Source organism: Streptomyces sp. NRRL F-5727, assembly GCF_000719555.1.
Taxonomy (GTDB): Bacteria; Actinomycetota; Actinomycetes; order Streptomycetales; family Streptomycetaceae; genus Streptomyces.
This window is the reverse complement of the sequence record NZ_JOGX01000184.1, coordinates 1-238: the sequence shown is the minus strand read 5'-3', so window position 1 is coordinate 238 and position 238 is coordinate 1. Positions and strand designations below refer to the sequence as shown.

Here is a 238-nt window from a genome sequence, read left to right as displayed (position 1 = left end):
GACCTCGACGACGTCTTCTTCGCCCTCACCGCCACCACCGTCCCCGCCCAGCCGAAGGAGACCGTCCGATGAGCACCCTGTCCCTCGCCGTCCGCGACTCGTCCACGATGCTCCGCCGCAACCTCCTGCACGCCCGCCGCTACCCCTCCCTCACGCTGAACCTGCTGCTCACACCGGTGATGCTGCTCCTGCTCTTCGTCTACATCTTCGGCGACGTGATGAGCGCCGGCATGGGCGG

1 pseudogene is annotated in these 238 nt (G+C 68.1%); it reads left to right on the top strand.

The features are described 5' to 3' along the window. Nucleotides 1–68: 68 nt before the first annotated feature. Nucleotides 69–238: pseudogene (locus tag IF73_RS0137280) on the top strand (ABC transporter permease); the annotation flags it as partial.